At 58.4% G+C, this 18,695-nt stretch carries 13 protein-coding genes; 9 read left to right on the top strand and 4 right to left on the bottom strand.

Annotation, left to right across the window (positions count from 1 at the left end; translation table 11 throughout):
• Nucleotides 1-92: 92 nt before the first annotated feature.
• Genes OZX71_RS03375 through OZX71_RS03365 form a run of 3 tightly spaced genes read right to left on the bottom strand, consistent with a single transcriptional unit; the run spans nucleotide 93 to nucleotide 3,029 of the window.
• On the bottom strand, nucleotides 93-773 hold the full coding sequence (locus OZX71_RS03375) for a methionine ABC transporter permease (RefSeq protein WP_277160508.1): 681 nt from the start codon (nucleotides 771-773) through the stop codon (nucleotides 93-95).
• Complete coding sequence (locus tag OZX71_RS03370) at nucleotides 766-1,806, bottom strand: ATP-binding cassette domain-containing protein (RefSeq protein WP_277160507.1); 1,041 nt, start codon at nucleotides 1,804-1,806, stop codon at nucleotides 766-768. The genes OZX71_RS03375 and OZX71_RS03370 overlap by 8 nt, the downstream gene beginning before the upstream one ends.
• Nucleotides 1,807-1,862: 56 nt before the next feature.
• Nucleotides 1,863-3,029 carry an iron-containing alcohol dehydrogenase gene (locus OZX71_RS03365; RefSeq protein ID WP_277160506.1) on the bottom strand — a complete coding sequence of 389 codons (1,167 nt, stop codon included), beginning with the start codon at nucleotides 3,027-3,029 and terminating at the stop codon, nucleotides 1,863-1,865.
• A 442-nt stretch (nucleotides 3,030-3,471) separates the two neighbouring features.
• Here OZX71_RS03365 and OZX71_RS03360 point away from each other — a divergent pair, with 442 nt between their 5' ends.
• Both OZX71_RS03360 and OZX71_RS03355 read left to right on the top strand, forming a co-directional pair.
• Nucleotides 3,472-4,359, top strand: coding sequence for a formate/nitrite transporter family protein (locus OZX71_RS03360; RefSeq protein ID WP_277160505.1), 888 nt, complete (start codon nucleotides 3,472-3,474; stop codon nucleotides 4,357-4,359).
• 104 nt (nucleotides 4,360-4,463) lie between these two features.
• A complete protein-coding gene (locus OZX71_RS03355) occupies nucleotides 4,464-5,489 on the top strand; it encodes an aminotransferase class I/II-fold pyridoxal phosphate-dependent enzyme (protein WP_277160504.1) in 1,026 nt (341 codons plus the stop codon).
• Between the two features lie 199 nt (nucleotides 5,490-5,688).
• Here the strand turns inward: OZX71_RS03355 and OZX71_RS03350 are convergent, their stop codons facing one another.
• Nucleotides 5,689-7,032 (bottom strand): glycosyltransferase, encoded by a 1,344-nt coding sequence (locus OZX71_RS03350; protein WP_277160503.1) that lies wholly within the window; start codon nucleotides 7,030-7,032, stop codon nucleotides 5,689-5,691.
• A gap of 242 nt (nucleotides 7,033-7,274) precedes the next feature.
• Here OZX71_RS03350 and purT point away from each other — a divergent pair, with 242 nt between their 5' ends.
• From purT to OZX71_RS03315, 7 genes are all read left to right on the top strand, one after another.
• Nucleotides 7,275-8,549, top strand: coding sequence for a formate-dependent phosphoribosylglycinamide formyltransferase (purT, locus tag OZX71_RS03345; RefSeq protein ID WP_277160502.1), 1,275 nt, complete (start codon nucleotides 7,275-7,277; stop codon nucleotides 8,547-8,549).
• A gap of 312 nt (nucleotides 8,550-8,861) precedes the next feature.
• Nucleotides 8,862-9,611, top strand: a complete 750-nt coding sequence (gene purC, locus OZX71_RS03340; protein ID WP_277160501.1) for a phosphoribosylaminoimidazolesuccinocarboxamide synthase — start codon at nucleotides 8,862-8,864, stop codon at nucleotides 9,609-9,611.
• 117 nt (nucleotides 9,612-9,728) lie between these two features.
• Complete coding sequence (locus OZX71_RS03335) at nucleotides 9,729-13,589, top strand: phosphoribosylformylglycinamidine synthase (protein ID WP_277160500.1); 3,861 nt, start codon at nucleotides 9,729-9,731, stop codon at nucleotides 13,587-13,589.
• Between the two features lies 1 nt (nucleotide 13,590).
• A complete protein-coding gene (gene purF / locus OZX71_RS03330; RefSeq protein ID WP_277160499.1) occupies nucleotides 13,591-15,147 on the top strand; it encodes an amidophosphoribosyltransferase in 1,557 nt (518 codons plus the stop codon).
• Between the two features lies 1 nt (nucleotide 15,148).
• Complete coding sequence (purM, locus tag OZX71_RS03325; RefSeq protein WP_277160498.1) at nucleotides 15,149-16,192, top strand: phosphoribosylformylglycinamidine cyclo-ligase; 1,044 nt, start codon at nucleotides 15,149-15,151, stop codon at nucleotides 16,190-16,192.
• 179 nt (nucleotides 16,193-16,371) lie between these two features.
• Complete coding sequence (gene purD / locus OZX71_RS03320) at nucleotides 16,372-17,706, top strand: phosphoribosylamine--glycine ligase (protein WP_277160497.1); 1,335 nt, start codon at nucleotides 16,372-16,374, stop codon at nucleotides 17,704-17,706.
• A 202-nt stretch (nucleotides 17,707-17,908) separates the two neighbouring features.
• Nucleotides 17,909-18,619 (top strand): ABC transporter ATP-binding protein, encoded by a 711-nt coding sequence (locus OZX71_RS03315; protein WP_348519533.1) that lies wholly within the window; start codon nucleotides 17,909-17,911, stop codon nucleotides 18,617-18,619.
• Nucleotides 18,620-18,695 lie beyond the last annotated feature (76 nt).

Below are 18,695 nucleotides of genomic sequence, written 5' to 3'. Positions count from 1 at the left end.
CTATCAGACGTTTACTGAGTTTTGGAAATGATATTGAAATTGATAGAGGAGTTGACGTTCTAAGAGTTGTTTGAGATGTGTCTGGCCCAAGATCAATGTTCGGTGATTTCGACGAGCAACCGGCCGATGAGCTCGACCAGTCCGACCAGAAGCACCAGGACGATGATGGTGGCGATGGTGACATCCATCATGTAGCGCTGATAGCCGTAGCGGATGGCGAAATCGCCGAGTCCCCCACCTCCGACCACTCCGACCACCGCGGTCATATCGATCAGGCTGACCAAGGTGATCACGCTGACACGGATGATCGAGGGTATCGCCTCGCGCAGGTAGACGCGCCAGACGATCTCAGGCAACCCCATGCCCATCGCCTGCGCCGCCTCGATCAGACCCGAATCGATGCCGGCCAAAGCCGACTGGATCTGGCGGGCGAAGAACGGGGTGATGCCAACGACAAGCGGGAACAGCGCTCCTTTCGTACCGATGGCCGTGCCCATGATAAAACGCGTGACCGGCACCAGCGAGGCCGCAAGGATGATGAACGGAATCGAGCGAAAGAGGTTGATCAGTTTGTCGATGACGTTGAAGACACCTCGGTTGGGATGAAGGCCACCAGGTTTCGTCACGGTGACGACGACGCCAAGCAAGATAGCCAGGACGAAGGAGATCAGGCCCGCCACCGCGACCATGATGATCGTCTGCACAAACGAATCGAAGAACTCGGGCAGGCGGCTCATCACGTTCGGGAACCAAAGATTCAGAATGTCAGGCACGGTCGATCACCTCGATGCCGATATTGCGTTCGTTGAGATAGGCGAGCGCGGCTGTTATCTTGTCGGCGTCCCCTTTGAGCATGACCACCAACCCGCCTAACGGGGCGTTCTCGACAAAGTCGATATCGGCGAAAATGATGTTGACATCGATTGCGAATTCACGCGAGATGTGGGAGACCAAGGCCTCGGATACTTCTTTGGCGATGTAGTTCATGCGTAGAAGCACCTGTCCGGGCTGCGGTTCGACGAGCGGCGAATGGTCGTCAATCAGTTCGTGGACCTTGTCCAGGTTCGAGGTGGTGGCTACGAACGCTTTGGTCAGTGCGGCTTTGGGGGCTGCGAAGATGTCGAAGACATCGCCTTTCTCGACGATGGTGCCATGATCGATGACGGCGACCTTGTTGCAGATCTGCTTGATCACGGACATCTGGTGGGTGATGACGACGACGGTCAGGCCGAGCGTATCGTGCAGGGCACGCAGCAGGGCAAGAATCGATTTGGTCGTCGTCGGATCGAGTGCGCTCGTTGCCTCGTCGCTCAACAATATGCCGGGCTTATTGGCCAAAGCACGCGCGATGGCGACGCGCTGCTGCTGGCCGCCGGAAAGCTCGTTCGGATAAGCCTCGGCCTTTTCACCCAGACCGACCAGATCCAAAAGTTCGGAAACACGGGCCTTGCGGGCTTCTCTATCGACCTTGCCACGGAACGCGAGCCCGACATTGGCGGCCACAGTTCGCGACGGCATCAGATTGAACGACTGGAAGATCATGCCGACGTCACTTCTCAAGACACGAAGATCCTTGGATTTCAATTTGGCGACTTCCTGGCCGTTGACGGCGAGAGCGCCATCGTCGTAATGCTCGAGCCCATTGACGCATCGCACGAGCGTTGATTTGCCGGCACCGGACAAGCCGATGATGCCGTAGATGTCGCCTTTCTCGACATCCAGGTCGATGCCGCGCAGCGCGATCTTTTCGCCGTCGTCGGCGGGATATTTTTTCGTCAGATTGCGCATCGTGATGACGGATGACATAAGACCCCTTTTCCGTTCATTCGGCGACATGCCGAAGATATGCATTACAAGTATGTTCAGTACGCCAGTTCGAGCACGGCGCGCACATCGGGCTGGCTCAAAGGGACGTAATTGCCGACCGGCTTGGTGTCGGACTTCGTCAGACGCTCGGCTATCGTTTCGACGGCTTGACGCGGGATGCCAAGTTCATGCAGGCTGGTTTTCAGGCCCAACATCTTGAAGTGGCGTTCAAGCGTATCCGCCAGAATGCCAGCGCACTCCTGTTCCGTGTTGTCATAGGGGTCGGCGTCAAGTGCCCGAACCGCCATCTGTGCATAACGCTGCGGGCTGCGGCCCGCGACGTAACGGATGATCGAAGGCAGGATCGCGGCGATCCCCTCGCCGTGTATCACGTCGAATTCCCCGCCGATCTCATGCTCGATGCGGTGGGTCGTCCAATCGTTTTCCGAGCCGGTGGCCAGGTAGCAATGGTTGAACATCAGCGTCGAAAGCCAGTGCAGCTCGGTTCGCGTCGTGAGGTCATCGGGATCGGCAGCAAAACGCCTGCCCTGCACCAGAGCGGCACGGAACCCGCCTTCCAGAATCCGATCGGCCGATTCGAGATGGTCGCGCAGCGTGAAATACGGCTCCAGGAATCCTACGGCAAGGTCGGCCACGGCCGCCGCTTGATAACGATAAGGCGCCGTACGCGAATACTCGGGGTTCACGATGGAGAACTTAGGAATGATAAGTCTGGTCTCCAACGCCTCCTTGTCCTCGCCTTGCTGGAGGACGGCGCAATCGGAGACTTCCGAACCACTGCCGGGAATCGTCGAAATCACGCCAACCGGCAACGTTTCCTTCGGTTCGGCGGTTCCATCGAACAGATCCCATACATCACCGCCGTAAGGCACGCCGACGCCAACCGCCTTGGCCGTGTCCATTGAGCTTGCACCGCCCGCCGCGAGGACGAAATCGACCTTCTCCTTGCGGGCCAGGCCGATCAGGTCACGCACGAGTCCGATACGAGGATTCGGCACGACGTCACCGTTTTCGACCAGCCGCGCGCCAATCGCCTGCGCGGCATCGACAACTCGGTCGTGGATACCGAGGTCGAAGACGTAATCACCGCTGTAAACCAGCATGACCGAAGTCGCATGGTATTGGCCCAAAAGACGTTGGAGCTGCTGCTCGGCCCCCACACCGAACACGAGCTCATTGGGAGTGCAATAAGTGAAAACCATGATTGCCCACCTCGCTTTCCTTTTCCGCGCGTATCCGGTCTCAAGACCTGTGCCCCGACCCACACGCCGAACAACCTCATGAATCCGCCGCATGCATGGAATCCAGCGACGTTAGCAACCGAGTGTAACGACCTACGTTCAGCGCTCGCAAGCCGAACGATATACGCAGAATCGATAGTCGTTTATCAATCGACGCGGCCGCAGGTAAGAAAGCGTTCATTGGGGATTATTGTTTTTTTCTGTTATATGAATATTTATCACTATATGGACATACGAGGCTTTGAGTCTTTTGCCTGGACTGTGTGATTCATCACAAAAACATTGTGTTCTTCGTTACAAAACGCCGAATTCCGGTAAACCGCGAAACAGGAGCGGGCCATAATGAAACCACGAACTTTCATCCTGGGATCAAACAGACAGACAAAGAACACAAGAGGGAACCATGGGCAAATTATCCGAACTGAAAACAACCATTTCCGAAGTCGAAGAGACCGCCGACGAGACCAAGCCGCTCTTCCCCGGCCGCGCGTTCATCTCGACGGTGCTCGACGCGCTCGACAGCAAGGAGACGATGACCGGCAAGATGATCGGCCGCTACATCCAGCGCGCCGCCATGGCCGGCATCCTCGTGGGCGTGTTCTTCGCGGCCTTCTGGGTGATCATGGGCGCGACCTCCAAAGCCGATCCGGGACTGGCCGTGGCCGGCAAGGTGATCGCGGGCATCACCTTCGGCTGGGCCCTCGTGCTCATCTACTACACCAACTCCGAGCTGCTGACCTCGAACATGATGGTCGTCAGCATCGGCGCCTATCACAAGCGCATCGGCTGGGGCGAATCGTTGAAGTTGCTGGGCCTGTGCCTGCTGGGCAACCTGCTGGGCGCGCTGATCGTGGCCATCATCCTGCGCTTCTCCACCATCATCTCCGGCCCGTCGTTCGACGCGATGCTCGCCGCCGCGACCACCAAGCTCAACTATCTGAACTCCGGGTTCGGCGTGGCCGACCTCTTCGTGCGCGCGATCTTCTGCAACTTCTGCATCAACATCGCCATGCTCATGGTCTACAACGGCAAACTCACCAATGACTTCACCAAGTGCACCATCATGGTGGTGGCGGTCTTCGTCTTCACCTTCTGCGGCTTCGAGCACTCCGTGGCCGACTCCGCGATGTTCCTCATCTTGGGAATGCACGGCGTGATCAACGCGGGCAAGGCGATTCTGGTAATCATCGTGGCCATCCTCGGCAACATCGTGGGCGGCGGCATCCTCATCGGCCTAAACTTCGCGACGATGAACGACGAGCGCGGCATCACCGCCGAAAGCGGCAAGTAAGCTACAGGCCGTTGCATTGTCGCCTTGTCCACAATACAACGGAGGCATAGTCACAGGTCGGATTATGGTTAAACCATATTCACTGACTGCAACATTGGAGCGACATGCTGAATTTTGTCAACGATTACTGCGAAGGCGCCCATCCCGCGATTTTGAAGCGGATGGAAGAGACCAACATGGAGCAGCTGCCCGGCTATGGCTCGGACAAGTACTGCGACTCCGCCAAGCAGAAGATTCGCGAGGCCTGTGGCTGCCCGGACGCCGATGTGTGGCTCTTGGTCGGCGGCACGCAGACCAACCAGACCGTCATCGACACCATCACCCCCGCCTACGCCGGCGTCGTCGCCGCAAGCAACGGGCACGTCAACGTCCACGAGGCCGGGGCCATCGAGTCCACCGGCCACAAAGTGCTGACCCTCCCGAGCCATGAGGGCAAGATCGACGCGGCTGACCTCGAGCAGTATTGCAAGGACTTCTACGCCGACGGCAACTACACCCACATGGTCTTCCCCGGCTGCGTCTACGTCTCGCACCCCAGCGAATACGGCACGATGTACACCAAGGCCGAGCTTACGGCCATCGCCGAGGTCGCGCACCGCTACGACATGCCGCTCTTTCTCGACGGCGCGCGCCTGGGCTACGGGCTGACGGCGGAAGGCACCGACCTGACGCTCGAGGACATCGCGCGCATCACCGACGTCTTCTACATCGGCGGCACCAAGGTCGGCGCCCTCTTCGGCGAGGCGGTCGTCTTCACCAAGCACAACACGCCCAGGCACTTCCTCACGTTGATCAAACAGCACGGGGCTCTGCTGGCCAAGGGCTGGCTGCTCGGTCTGCAGTTCGACACGCTGTTCACCGACGGGCTTTACACGAAGATCGCTCGCAACGCCAACGAGAAGGCCGACCAGATCCGCGAGGCGCTGAAGGCCAAGGGCTATCAGCTCGCCTACGAGAACCCGACCAACCAGGTCTTCGTGGTGATGGACCAGCCGACGATCGAGCGGCTGGGCGCCGAGGTCAACATGGACTTCCTCGAGAAATATGACGACACGCATTCGGTGATGCGTTTCTGCACCAGTTGGGCGACCACGCAGGAGCACACTGATCAGCTCATCGCACTGCTGTAGCGCCGCCGTTCCTATGGCTCGTGATTTCCATTGCGTCTTTGCCCGGATTGCAGAGATAATCACACTTATGCCTCTACTTTCGTGATTATCTCTGTAGCCCGACCTCATGTGCAGAGATAATCACACTTTCTGGGCCATTTTCGTGATTATCTCTGTAATCCAGCTACGAATGCAGAGATAATCACATTCTGCGGCAGCATTACGATTGCAGCAGCGACAATAACCGTCGTCCCGGCACTGCAGACTGCCGCGTCTTCTGCGCATCGGCGATGGCCTCGCGCTCCATGGCGACAAACCGGTGGACGCTCTGCGGCAACGCATATTTCTCGCGTGCTTCCTGCGCGTATTTCGGCCCCCACTCGGCCAGCTCCTGCGGATGTTCGATCCACCAGTCGATGCGGCGGGCGAGCGCTTTGGCATTGCGAGCGGGAAACACCGAGGAGTCCGTCAGCGCGAACTGGCTGGCCGCCGAAAGCGGCGAATCAGCGATGACCGGCACCAGGCCAGAGGCGATGCCCTCGAGCACACTCAACGATTCGATGTCGACGATCGAGGGATGGACGAGCAGATCGGCTTCACGCAGCAGATTCGGCATATCATCGTTAGGATGGAAGCCGATATGCGCTTTTCGTGGCAACAAACGTTTGGCAAGCCGGCGAAGATGGCGCTGCAACGGACCGGTGCCACAGATGGTCAGGTCGATCTGCGAGGCGTGCCGGCTCAACGCCACGGCACGAATCAGCGTCTCGTGATCTTTTTCGTGGGTGAGTCTGCCGGAAGCGACAATACGAAACGCACACTGCAAACTGCGAGCATTTTGAACCGATGTTCCGACTCCATCGCGTTCGTTGGTTTCATCTAGCGTGCCATCGCCGCCTTTGATCAAGCAATCATTCAAAGTTTCAGCGAAACCCCCTGATCCCTTTCCCTGATTATCGGACTTGGTATCTGCTGCGTGAAAACGGCTTGAATACCCGTTGGAGATGACATGGAGCCGCGCCCGATAGCCATGGGCCCGCAACTGCCGGGCGATCATGTCGCTGGGCGTGTGGATATGGCCGATATGACGGTAGAGCCAGAAGTCGAACAACCAGTAAATCAGCGACGGAACACCGGGGATATAGCGCAATGGACCGGCGGAATACGTGACGTTTTCAGGCTGTAAGTGAAAGCCGGCGGTTACGGGAATTTCCATGGATTGGGCGACAGCCAGCGCATGCCTTCCAAACTTGAACGGCATATAGATATGTACTACATCAGCGTCTTCGAAAGCCTTTCGAAAAACCGCGTCATCCGGCTCCGCGAACTGCATCTGCTGTTTGGCCGCAAGCCACGAGACGAACGGCAAGTGGTGGACTTCGACAGGATAATCCGGCGCGCCGACGCCAACTAAACGAACGTGATGACCTTGATTCTCAAGTTCCCGAGCATACTGCAACGCCGAATTCGAGGTGCCGTTGCCGCGATTGCCCACAGAGTCAACGACCAATGCGATGGTCAGTGGTTTGTCGACATCGGTAGCGGAGTTTTGGGAATCGGGCATAGTTCAATCCTAACGCTGTTGAGTGGTTCACAACTCTAGAACCACCTCAAATGGACGTTGTCAAAGATATATCGCATCCTTCGTTTTCGACTTATGGGCAGTTCAGCCAAACACCGGCAGATAAGCGGCATACTTTCAGAATCATTGACACGCGCAATATCAACCAATATCAGCTCCATCCATTCACTGATGGTTCGCGGACAATGAGCTCGTTCGGGGCCATCCCGTGCGACAATGAAATCATGAGCACTGAAACTGCATCATCATCCGTCGATTATCCGCTTGGCAACCTCACCACCAACAGCCAAACCCGTGTGCTGCTGCTTGGTTCCGGAGAGTTGGGACGCGAAATCGCCATCGAATTGACGAGGCTTGGGGCGTTTGTCATCGCCGCAGACAGTTACGAGCACGCGCCGGCCATGCAGATCGCACAGGAAACCCACGTCCTGGATATGACCGACGCGGCGGCGTTGGATGCATTGATCGCTTCCGCCCATCCTTCGATCATCATCCCCGAAATCGAGGCCATTGCAACCTCGGAATTGGCAAAAGCCGCAACAGACAACATCCAGGTCGTCCCCAGCTCGCGAATCGCGGCGATCTGCATGGACCGCGAAGCCTTGCGAAGACTGGCACATGAGACGCTCAGTCTGCCGACCACTCCGTATCGTTTCGCGAGCTCGTTCGATGAACTGAAAACCGGGGTCAAGGCCGTCGGCTATCCGTGTGTGGTCAAACCGGTAATGAGTTCTTCTGGTCACGGCCAATCCGTGATCCATTCCAGCGAAGATATCGAGATGGCTTGGCAGAAAGCTCAAAGCGAACGGAGAGACGCGAAAGACGGCGGTATTTCGCGCGTCATCGTCGAGGCGTTCGCGCCGCTGGATTACGAACTAACGATGCTCACCGTCTCCTCGTCCGCAGGAATCGTGGTCTGCTCCCCCATCGGCCAACGTCAGCAGGACGGCGATTACCGCGAATCGTGGCAACCGGCGCAGGTCAATCCGGCAATTCTCGAAAAGGCACAGGCCATCGCCCGCAAAGCCGTGGACGGACTGGTCGACATCGCGCACGAAAACCACGAGCACGGCTGGGGTGTGTTCGGCGTGGAACTGTTCGTGCTGAAGAACGGCGAAGTCCTGTTCAACGAGGTCTCCCCCCGCCCGCACGACACCGGCATGGTGACGATGGTCTCGCAGCATTTGAGCGAATTCGCACTGCACGCCCGCGCCGTTCTGGGCATCCCCGTCACCGAGGACAGCGTTGCACCCGCTCTCAAAGACGGCGAGGTCGCCGCCAGCCATGCGGTGGTCGTCTCCGGAAACGGATCTGTGACTTTCTCCAATATTCCACAAGCTCTGTCGCAACCCGATACCGACCTGCGCATCTTCGGCAAGCCGACCGTCAACGGTCACCGTCGCATGGCCGTCGCCCTCGCCACCGGATGCAATGAAGCCGAGGCACGGCAGAAAGCCGCACAAATCGAAACAGCCCTGCACATCACGATCGGCCGGTAGTCCAACCGACCGGCAGGCAACCGATCAATAAGCCGACAATCGACAGAGCGATTCCACCCGTCAGAATCATCTGTCTATGTCCGTCGCAACCATCACCTTTCGAATAATTCAAGCGGGATGTAACAAAAAATTTACAAAACACTTTTTCACCGCAAAAAACCGGAATTTCGAAATCCGTTCGTATCAATAAGGCACCGTACATCGCATTTTCGAATGAGACAAACGGCATATTTGTTGGCTGCGCTTGTTATATTGCATGTGTAAGTTCACCTCATTCAATCAATCTCGTTACTCTACGGGAAGGTCGATTTAATGGAGAAACTGGATATGCTCTACAAGGGCAAAGCCAAAAAACTCTATTCAACTAATGACCCAGATGTGCTGTGGGTCGAATATATGAATCAGGCCACTGCCGGCGACGGCGCGAAAAAGGCCCAGATTCAAGGCAAGGGAAGCCTCAACAATCGCATCACAACGGTGCTGTTCCGGCTTCTTGAGGCCGAGGGCGTCAAGACGCATTTCGTGCGTCGTCTCTCGGACACTGAACAGCTCAATGAGAAAATCACGATGTTCCCGCTTGAGATCATCATGCGCAACACCGCTGCCGGTTCGTTCTCCAAGCGTTACGGCGTCAAGGAAGGCACCGAGCTCAAGCGCCCGATTCTCGAGTTCTGCTACAAGTCCGACGAACTGCACGATCCGTTCATCGGCATCGACGGCATCGTGGCGCTGGGTCTGGCCACGGACGAGCAGATGGCCGAAGTCTCCCGCCAGGCCCGTGACATCAACGAGAAGCTGACCAAGATCTTCCGTGACATCGACGTGCAACTCGTCGATTCCAAGATCGAAGAGGGCATCAATCCCGACGGCGAGATCGTGCTGGCCGACGAGATCACCCCCGACACTTGCAGGCTCTGGGATTTGAAGGACGGGTCCGGGCAAGTCGAGCATCTCGACAAGGACCTCTTCCGCAGAGACCTGGGTGACATCATCCCCGCCTATGAGGAGATATACGGACGTCTGATGAAACTCGCGGACCGCCGTGGAGTCAAAGTCGAATGACCTATCGCTCGTGCACCATAATCATTGGTGTACGAGCGTTTTTGGTTGTTCCGCGTTTCCTTGCTTTTTATCCATTTTTCACTTTCCCCTTCTTACCAGCAGTGCTAAGGACCATCAGTGCTTTCAACAGTTTTTCGCGTATATGTAGAAAAGAAATCCGGTTTCGACGTCGAAGCAGCCAACCTCGCCCGTGAGTTACGGGACGTTCTGGGGCTCACCGGGCTCGAGCGCGTTCGCATCATCAACCGCTACGATGCCCAGAGCTTGGATTCCGAGCTTTTCGAAGCCGCTATTCCCACGGTGTTCAGCGAACCTCCTGTGGATACGGCGACGCGGGAGTTGCCGGATTTGGCCGACGCACAGGTCTTCGCCGTGGAGTATCTGCCCGGTCAGTTCGACCAGCGGGCGGAATCCGCCAGCCAATGCATCCAGCTGTTGAGCCAAGGGACAAGGCCGGAGGTACGGACGGCGAAAATCTATGCGCTCTATGGCGAGCTTAGCGACGACGATGTCGAAGCCATCAAACGCTACGTGATCAATCCGGTCGACGCGCACGAAACCGGGCTGGGCACGCGCGAGACGTTGGAAACCGCGGTCAAGGTTCCGGCCGACGTCGAAATCATCGACGGGTTCAACGAGCTTGACGACGCCGGATTGCAACGTTTCATCGCCGAACGCGGGCTGGCGATGGACCTGGGTGACGCGAAGTGCTGCCAGACCTACTTCCGCGGCGAACACCGCGAGCCGACCATCACCGAAATCAAGGTGATCGACACCTATTGGTCCGACCATTGCCGCCACACCACTTTCGGCACCGAGCTGACGAAAGTCGATATCGACGACACCGTAGTCAAAGCCGCCTTCGAGCGTTATCTCAAGGTACGTGAGGATTTGGGACGTAGCGACAGGCCCGTGACATTGATGGACATGGGAACCATCGGTGCCAAGGAACTCGAGAGTAAAGGCGAGCTCAACGGGCTCGACAAGTCCGAGGAGATCAATGCCTGCACCGTCAAGATCAAGGTCGACGTCGACGGCGAACCGGAAGACTGGCTCTTCCTCTTCAAAAACGAGACGCACAACCATCCCACCGAAATCGAACCATTCGGCGGGGCCGCCACCTGCATCGGCGGTTGCATCCGCGATCCTCTGAGCGGGCGCGCCTACGTCTACCAGGCCATGCGCGTCACCGGTGCCGGAGACCCGCGAATCCCCGTTTCGCAAACGTTGGAAGGCAAACTGCCGCAACGCAAACTCGTCACCACCGCAGCGCAGGGCTATTCCTCATATGGCAACCAGATCGGGCTGGCGACCGGAGAAGTCCACGAAATCTACCATCCCGGCTATGTCGCCAAGCGCATGGAGGTCGGGGCCGTCGTCGGCGCCGCGCCGGCGGCCAACGTGCGACGTGAAACACCGACACCCGGCGACAAGATCATCCTTTTGGGCGGACGCACCGGACGCGACGGCATCGGCGGGGCCACCGGCGCTTCCAAGGCGCAGGACACCGAAAGCCTCACCGAATCGGGAGCCGAGGTGCAGAAGGGCAACGCGACCATCGAACGCAAGCTGCAACGCCTCTTCCGCCGTCACGATGCCAGCGTGCTCATCAAGCGCTGCAACGATTTCGGCGCGGGCGGCGTGTCCGTGGCAACCGGCGAAATAGCCGACGGTCTCAAAATCGACCTTGACAAGGTGCCCAAGAAATACGAGGGCTTGGACGGCACCGAACTGGCGATTTCCGAGTCGCAGGAACGCATGGCCGTCGATGTGGCCGCCGAGGACGTGGACGAATTCCTGGGTTACGCACGTGAGGAGAACCTCGAGGCCACGGTCATCGCTACCGTCACGGCCGAACCACGGATGACCATGGATTGGCGCGGCAAGCGCATCGTCGATCTTTCGCGCGAATTCCTGGCTTCCAACGGTGCAGCGAAACATCAGAATGTGCATGTGCTGCCGGCTGAGAATTATATGGTTCCCGAAGACTGGAAATCCGGAGACCTCAGGCAACGGCTGACCTCGCTAATCAGTGACATCAACGTCGCCGGCAACAAGGGCCTTGCCGAACGTTTCGACTCCACCATCGGCGCCGGCACCGTGCTCATGCCGTTCGGCGGTCGCAAGCAGCTGACGCCCAGCCTTGCCATGGTCGCCAAACTTCCGGTTCCAGGCGGCAAAACCACCACCGCCAGCGCGATGGCCTGGGGCTTCAACCCGTATATCACGCAGCGCAACCAGTTCGCCGGGGCCTATCTAGCCGTGGTGGAATCGGTCTGCAAGCTCGTCGCGACCGGCTTTACCCGCGAGAACGCTTATCTGAGTTTCCAGGAATATTTCGGAAAGCTCCATGAAGACCCGAATCGTTGGGGCAAGCCCGCTGCGGCATTGCTCGGCGCGCTGAGCGCCCAACTCGACCTCAAAGTCGGGGCCATCGGAGGCAAAGACTCGATGAGCGGCAGCTTCGAGCAGGACGGCAAGGAGATGGACGTGCCGCCGACCTTGATCTCCTTCGCCGTGTCGACCGGGAACATGAACGGTGCCGTCTCGCCTGAATTTAAAGGTTCAGGACATCGTATCGTACGTATCGCGCCGAAATGGTACGGATATGGCAAGGCTTGCGAGAACACGAGCGAAAGCGAAAACGCTTACCGTCTTATCCCCAACCCAGACAATCTGCTCGAGACGATGGCATTGGTCGAGCGTCTGAACGCCACCAATCAGGCGCTGGCAATTTCGACGCCCGGCTATGGTGCGAGCGCCGAGGCCTTGTTCAAGATGACGTTGGGCAACCGCATTGGTGTCAAGCTGAACAATGACACCGACCTTGATGCCTTGTTCGAGCCTGAATACGGCTCGTTTATCGTAGAGCTCGCAGAAGACGCCAAGGTGTCGGAAAGCAACGACCGAGTGGCTGTCACAGCCATCGGAGTGACGACGGATGCCTATGAATTCACAGCTGCCGGCGAAACCGTCGACCTCGATAATTTGCAGGACGTCTGGGAATCCGCAATGGAGGAAATCTTCCCTTATCGCAGCAAGACGAACGACGACGCAAGCAAAGCCACAACAGAGCCCGAAACGCAAACCATCAGTTACCGCAAAGGTCGTCAGGCTTTTTATGTCGGAAATCCGTTGAAGGCCAAGCCTCGCGTGCTCATCCCCGTATTCCCCGGCAACAATTGCGAGTACGATGCCGCGGCTGCATTCGAGGCGGCGGGAGCCGACCCGCATACGCTGATCGTCAACAACCTCTCCCCCGAAGCCGTCGCCGTTTCATCTCGTCAGCTGGCCGACGAAATCAAGGCCAGCCAGATCGTCATGATTCCCGGAGGCTTCTCCGGCGGCGACGAACCAGACGGATCGGCGAAATTCATCACCGCGTTCTTCCGTGCCCCCGCTGTGACCGACGCCGTACGCGACCTGCTGGGCAACAGAGACGGTCTGATGCTCGGCATCTGCAACGGGTTCCAGGCGCTGATCAAGCTTGGTCTCGTGCCTTACGGCGATATCGTCGAGCCAAGCGAAAACCAGCCGACATTGACCTTCAACACCATCGGCCGCCATCAAAGCCGCCTGGTACGCACTCGCGTCTCCAGCAATCTGTCACCGTGGATGTCCGGCAGCAAGGTCGGCGATATCTTTACCATCCCGATTTCACACGGCGAGGGACGATTCGTCGCTTCACCGGAGCAAATTCGACAACTCGCCGACGCCGGGCAGATCGCCACACAATATGTGGACGAGAACGGCAACGCAAGTATGGATCTGGCCGACAATCCCAATGGTTCCATGGCCGCACTCGAGGCGCTGACCAGCCCCGACGGACGGGTGCTCGGCAAGATGGGCCATTCCGAACGTCGCGGCGACGGGCTTTACCTCAACGTTCCCGGCCATGAGTTCCAGCCGATTTTCGAAGCCGGCGTGCGCTATTTCACCGGCAAGGATACCAACAGAGCGAACGAAGGAAAGGCCTGAGATGTCATTTGAACTCGAAGACGTTCACGAGGAATGCGGCCTGTTCGGCGTCTGGGGCCACCCCGATGCGGCTCGATTGACCTACTTCGGCCTCCATGCGTTGCAGCACCGTGGGCAGGAAGGCGCCGGCATGGTCTCCAATGACCACGGCAAGCTTATCGGCCACCGCGGGCTGGGATTGTTGACCGAAGTGTTCCACGACGAGCACGAGATCGAACGACTTACCGGCGACCGAGCCATCGGCCACGTTCGCTATGCCACCAGCGGAACGGGCGGCATCGACAACATCCAGCCGTTCATCTTCTCATTCCATGACGGCGACATCGCGCTGGCCCACAACGGCAACCTCACCAACTGCATCGCACTGCGTGCCAAGCTCGAAGACGAAGGCGCCATATTCCACTCCAATTCGGACACCGAAGTGCTGATGCACCTGATCCGCCGCTCGAACAAGCCAACGTTCATCGAGCAGTTGAAGGAAGCACTCAACATCGTTCACGGCGGATTCGCCTATCTGCTGATGACCACAAACGCGATGATCGGAGCACTCGACCCGAACGGTTTCCGCCCGCTTTCGCTGGGACGGATGAGCAACGGGGCCTATGTGCTGGCCAGCGAGACCTGCGCACTGGACACTGTGGGCGCCGAGTTGGTCCGCGACATCAGGCCCGGCGAAATCGTTGTGGTGGATGACAACGGTTATCGCATCATGTCATACACCGACAAGACCCAGCTGGCGATCTGCTCGATGGAGTTCATCTATTTCGCCCGTCCGGATTCCAACATCTACGGCGTCAACGTGCATTCCGCCCGCAAGCGCATGGGTGCGCGTCTTGCCCGTGAAGCGCCGGTCGACGCCGATATGGTCATCGGTGTGCCGAACTCCTCGCTTTCCGCCGCCTCCGGCTATTCCGAAGCCAGCGGACTGCCCAACGAGATGGGGCTGATCAAGAACCAATATATCGCCCGCACCTTCATCCAGCCGACGCAGGAACTGCGCGAACAAGGCGTGCGCATGAAACTTTCGGCAGTTCGTGGCGTCGTGAAAGGCAAACGAATCATCGTCATCGACGATTCCATCGTTCGCGGCACGACCTCCAAGCGCATCGTACAACTGCTGCGCGAAGCCGGAGCGGCGGAAGTGCACATGCGCATCAGCTCGCCACCGTTGAAATACCCCTGCTTCTACGGCATCGACATCTCGACGACCCGTGAACTGATCGCCGCACGGATGAGCGTCGAGGAAATTCGCAAGCATATCGGCGCTGATTCCTTGCAATTCCTGAGTCTCGACGGTCTCATCGAATCCATTGGCCTCAACGCCGACGCACCCTACGGGGGCCTTTGTGTCGCCTATTTCAACGGCGACTACCCCACCGCTCTGGACGATTACGAAGACGAGTTCCTGGCATCGCTCAAGCCTGAGGAGCGCGAGCGCCTGCCGCATTTCGCCAAATACGAAAGCCAATACCGGGGCAACGAATACCGCAACGCGGAATCGTCAAAGCAGAACGGCCAAATTATCAGCACCACCACAGCCACCACAAGGAGGGCATAGCATGCCGAAAGCATACGAACAAGCGGGAGTCAGCGTCGAGGCCGGTTACGAGGTCGTCCGGCGCATCAAGTCGCACGTCGCACGCACCAACCGTCCTGGCGTGGTCGGCGGCATCGGCGGATTCGGCGGGCTTTTCGACTTGGCGAGCCTCGGCTACAAGGAACCGATGCTGGTCAGCGGCACCGACGGCGTGGGCACCAAGCTCATGGTCGCCAAGATGGCCGGCAAGCACGACACCATCGGCATCGACTGCGTGGCGATGTGCGTCAACGACATCGCCGCCCAGGGCGCGCAACCGCTCTTCTTCCTCGACTACATCGCCTGCGGCAAGAACGATCCCGCGCTTTTGGAACAGGTCGTCTCAGGCGTGGCTGACGGCTGCGTCGAAGCGGATTCCGCGCTGATCGGCGGGGAGACCGCGGAAATGCCCGGCATGTACGCTGCTGACGAATACGATCTGGCCGGATTCGCTGTGGGTGTCGCCGAAAAATCCGCTATTGTAGACGGCTCCGAAATCCGAGAAGGCGACACACTGATCGGCTTGGAATCCTCGGGAGTCCATTCCAACGGATTCTCGCTGGTGCGTGAGGCCCTGTTCGGAGAGGCCGGCTACAGCGTCGATACGAAACTCGACGAACTCGGCGACGCGAGTTTGGGCGACGTCCTGCTCACCCCGACGAAGATCTACGTCCATGCGTTGAAGCCGCTGTTCGCCGCAGGGCTGATCAAAGGTGTCGCGCACATCACCGGCGGCGGGTTCATCGAAAATATCCCCCGTATGATTCCTGACGGCCTCGCCGCCTCGATCAAGGTCGGCACATGGAATATTCCGCCGATTTTCGACGTCATCGAACGCGCCGGCGGCATCGAGCACGCCGAAATGTTCAACGTCTTCAACATGGGCATCGGCATGGTCCTGGCCGTCGACTCGCAAAACGCGCAGAAAACGCTCGAGACGCTCGAAACCGTCGACGAGACCGGTCATATCATCGGCTCGATCGTTCCGGAGGCGCGCAACGGACATGGACGGGTGCAGTTCCAGTAGCGTATGCCGTAAACCGTTCATCTGTCATCTATTTATGATCGCTTTTCGGCATACGCGGTCGATTACGCAGAATTCCGTTCGTCTATACTTGACAGTGAATTCATGAAAACGTCCACGAGCCAATCAATAACGAATCGGCAATACAATTTCCACTGGCGGAATCTTAAAAAGGAGACGAAATGGGTATGAAGGTTTTGGTCATCGGATCGGGAGCGCGCGAACACGCCATCGCGGCCACGCTGCTCAAAGGTGCAAGCGTGGACGAAGTCACCGTCGCCCCCGGTAATCCCGGCATGGAGCTCGACGGCATCCGCACCACCCGCATCGACCCTTCCAACCATGCGGCCCTGATCGAGTTCATGCGCTCCAGCAACTACGACTGGGCACTGGTCGGCCCCGAAGTCCCGCTGATGCACGGCATTGTTGACGATTTCCGCGAAGTCGGTCTCAAAGCATTCGGCCCCACCCGTGCCGCGGCCCAGGTCGAAGGCTCCAAAGATTTCGCCAAGCAGCTTATGGCCCGCCACGCCATTCCGACCGCAGCCTACCGCACTTTCACCGACTACGAAGCCGCGGCCGCGTATGTTATGGAGCACGGGGCGCCCATCGTCGTCAAGGCCGACGGACTGGCAGCCGGCAAAGGCGTGACCGTGGCGCTCGACACCCAGACGGCGCTTGACGCCCTCGAAGACATCTTCGTCGAGCACCGTTTCGGCAACGCCGATCTCAAAGTCGTGCTCGAAGACTTCCTCGAGGGCCAGGAGTTCTCGCTGATGAGCTTCGTCAACGGCACCGCGTTCTGGCCGATGCCGATTTCGCAGGACCACAAGCGTGCCTACGACGGCGACAAAGGCCCGAACACCGGTGGTATGGGAGCCTATAGCCCCGTCCCCCAAATCAGCGACGAGACCGTCACAACCGCCATTGACACCATTGTGCGTCCCACCGTCAAGGCGTTGGCTGAAGAGGGCACGCCGTTCACCGGCATCCTCTACGCCGGGCTCATCGCCACCGACGACGGTCCGAAAGTCATCGAGTTCAATGCCCGCTTCGGCGACCCCGAGACGGAAGCGGTGTTGCCGCTTTTGACCAGTGATCTCGGTGAGGGCATCAACGCGATCCTGAACGATGAACAGCCCACCTTCACCTGGCGCACGGACACCACGGCGCTTGGCGTGGTTCTGGCCGCCGACGGCTACCCCGGCAATCCCAAGAAAGGCACCCCGGTTCCGGCCATTGAAACCGACGCAGATTCCCACATCTATTACGCCGGCGTGAAAGCGTCCAAACATCACGAAACCGTCGAATCCGCCGATTCAGCCTCGCCGACAACCAGTTTGGTCTCCTCATCCGGCCGTGTTCTGGTCTACGAAACGCTCGCGCCGACCCTCAAGGCCGCCCAAGCCAAGATCTACGACACGTTGGACGCCTTGGATACCACTGGTTTCTTCTACCGCCACGACATCGGCGCCAAGGCTTTGCAGGCCGTCGTTGAAGATGACAAAGAACAATAAAAAGGCCACGCAGTCATCCTTAGGTATGATTGCGTAATTAGTGGAATTCCAATATATTATTGAAATATCCGATGTTGGAAAACGGCAATCATTGAAGATGGGCGTGGCAATGCAGAGAGATATCAAGAGTTCAGACAGCGACGACGGGCACGCCGTCTCCAACCATGCGCCGTCGTCACACCGGCCGCGCGAGTTCGTCAGTATCCATAACCTGCGCAAGGTCTATGCAGTCGACGACGACAAGGTGGTCGCCTTGGCACGTATCAATCTGGAAATCCCTCGCGGGCAGATCTGCTGCATCTTCGGGGAATCCGGTTCAGGCAAATCGACGTTGCTCAACCAGATGGCCGGCATGGAGAAACCGACGAAAGGGTCGGTGCGTATCGGCAGGGACAACATTTCGACGATGAGCGAACGCGAACTGGCCGTGTTCCGCCAACGACACATCGGTTTCGTCTTCCAGTCCTATAATCTGCTCCCCCACCTGACAGCAGTGGAGAACGTGGCGATGCCGCTGATGTTCTCCGGGGTCGGCAAGGCCGAACGCGAAGCCAAGGCGAGCAAGATGCTCAAACGCGTGGGGCTGGGCAAGCGCCTCAAGCATTTCCCCTCGCAGATGTCGGGAGGCCAGCAGCAGCGCGTGGGCATCGCCCGTGCCTTCATCGCGCATCCCGAGGTCGTTTTCGCCGACGAACCGACCGGCAACCTCGATTCCAAAACCAAGGTCGAGGTGATGACCATGATGCGCACCTTCGCCCGACATTACCGCCAGACGCTGGTGCTGGTGACGCACGACGAACATATGGCGGCATACGCGGACCGTGTCGTCACCCTGCTTGACGGCCATATCGTCAGTGACACCTCCAACCGTTCCTCCGATTTCGTTACTGCAGACTCCGGACATCCGCAGTAGCGATAGCAGTGACACATCAGACGCAACGAAGCAGACAACCACACCACCATAGGGGCAGACGAAAACGCAACCAGAC

The sequence above is a fragment of the Bifidobacterium sp. ESL0764 genome (genome assembly GCF_029395515.1).
Lineage (GTDB): Bacteria > Actinomycetota > Actinomycetes > Actinomycetales > Bifidobacteriaceae > Bifidobacterium.
This window is presented reverse-complemented; position numbering and strand designations above follow the sequence as displayed.

Coding starts and splice junctions, on each gene's coding strand:
- OZX71_RS03370 (WP_277160507.1), bottom strand. CDS start 1,806: ATGTCATCCGTCATCACGATGCGCAATCTGACGAAAAAATATCCCGCC.
- OZX71_RS03365 (WP_277160506.1), bottom strand. CDS start 3,029: ATGGTTTTCACTTATTGCACTCCCAATGAGCTCGTGTTCGGTGTGGGG.
- OZX71_RS03360 (WP_277160505.1), top strand. CDS start 3,472: ATGGGCAAATTATCCGAACTGAAAACAACCATTTCCGAAGTCGAAGAG.
- OZX71_RS03355 (WP_277160504.1), top strand. CDS start 4,464: ATGCTGAATTTTGTCAACGATTACTGCGAAGGCGCCCATCCCGCGATT.
- OZX71_RS03350 (WP_277160503.1), bottom strand. CDS start 7,032: ATGCCCGATTCCCAAAACTCCGCTACCGATGTCGACAAACCACTGACC.
- purT (WP_277160502.1), top strand. CDS start 7,275: ATGAGCACTGAAACTGCATCATCATCCGTCGATTATCCGCTTGGCAAC.
- purC (WP_277160501.1), top strand. CDS start 8,862: ATGGAGAAACTGGATATGCTCTACAAGGGCAAAGCCAAAAAACTCTAT.
- purF (WP_277160499.1), top strand. CDS start 13,591: ATGTCATTTGAACTCGAAGACGTTCACGAGGAATGCGGCCTGTTCGGC.
- purM (WP_277160498.1), top strand. CDS start 15,149: ATGCCGAAAGCATACGAACAAGCGGGAGTCAGCGTCGAGGCCGGTTAC.
- purD (WP_277160497.1), top strand. CDS start 16,372: ATGGGTATGAAGGTTTTGGTCATCGGATCGGGAGCGCGCGAACACGCC.